Source organism: Mycobacterium asiaticum, from assembly GCF_001668675.1.
Lineage (GTDB): Bacteria > Actinomycetota > Actinomycetes > Mycobacteriales > Mycobacteriaceae > Mycobacterium > Mycobacterium asiaticum_D.
On the sequence record NZ_LZKQ01000157.1, the window covers coordinates 1 to 1,058 of the forward strand.

The 1,058-nt window shown below is 78.9% G+C and carries 1 protein-coding gene; it reads right to left on the minus strand.

Going from position 1 to position 1,058, the window contains the following annotated elements; translation table 11 throughout:
* The coding region (locus A9X01_RS29900; protein WP_216638914.1) for a hypothetical protein at positions 1-1,032 on the minus strand (1,032 nt) is incomplete at its 3' end.
* Between the last annotated feature and the right edge of the window lie 26 nt (positions 1,033-1,058).

The following is a 1,058-nucleotide window of genomic DNA, read 5'->3' on the forward strand; positions in this document are numbered from 1 at the left end:
CTGACCGCCGTTGCCGCCGGCGCCGCCGGCACCGCCCGCGCCGCCGGTACCGCCCGTGCCGCCTCTGGCGGTGGTGGTGCCATCGGCACCCAGCTGGGCGCCACCACCGCTACCGCCGTCACCGCCGCTGCCGGCGCTGCCGCCGTTGCCGAACAGCCCAGCGTTGCCGCCATTGGCGCCGTCACCGCCCCTACCTCCGGCGCCGCCGGCGATTCCGTTGTGCGCGGTGCCGGCAGTTCCAAGGCTGTTCCCACCGTTCCCGCCGCTGCCGCCGCTCCCAGCGTTGCCAAACAGCGCCCCGCCGTTACCGCCCAGCCCGCCGTTGCCGCCACGGCCCCCGACCGCGCCGTCCTGCCTGCCTTTGGTCTCGCCGCCGAGACCGCCGGCGCCGCCGTCACCGCCAGCGCCGATCAGCCGGGCGCTGCCGCCGGCCCCGCCGTCGCCGGCGGCGCCGCCCGCCGAGTTCGTGCCGGCACCGGTGTTCTTACCGCCGGCGCCGCCGTTGCCACCGTCGCCGCCGTCACCGGACAGCCACCCGCCGGTGCCACCGGACGCGCCGTTGGCACCCGCCCCACCGGAACTGTTGCTGGAGGTGCCGCCCGCGCCACCGTCCCCGCCTCGGCCACCAGTGCCGTTCAGCCCAGCGTTGCCGCCCAGGCCGGCCTGGCCTCCGTTGCCGCCGATTCCAGACGAGGTGTTATTACCGCCGGCTCCCCCCGTGCCGCCGGCGCCACCGTCACCCAGCAGCCAGCCGCCGCCACCGCCCGCGCCCGCGTTTCCGCCGTGCCCCGCAGGCCCCGTCCCATTCTGCGGGCCGCCGCCGCCGCCGGCGCCGCCCCACCCGCCATTGCCGAGCAGGTATGCGTTGCCGCCCGCACCGCCGACGCCGCCCGATCCGGCAGCGCCGGTGCCCTGCGACGTCCCGCCCACGCCGCCGGCCCCTCCGGACGCTCCGTTGCCGTAGACCCAGCCGCCGGCGCCGCCCTGGCCGCCAGCGGCGCCGTTGCCGGCGCTCGCCGGCTGGCCGGGCAACCCCCCAGCGGAGTTTGTGCCGCCGC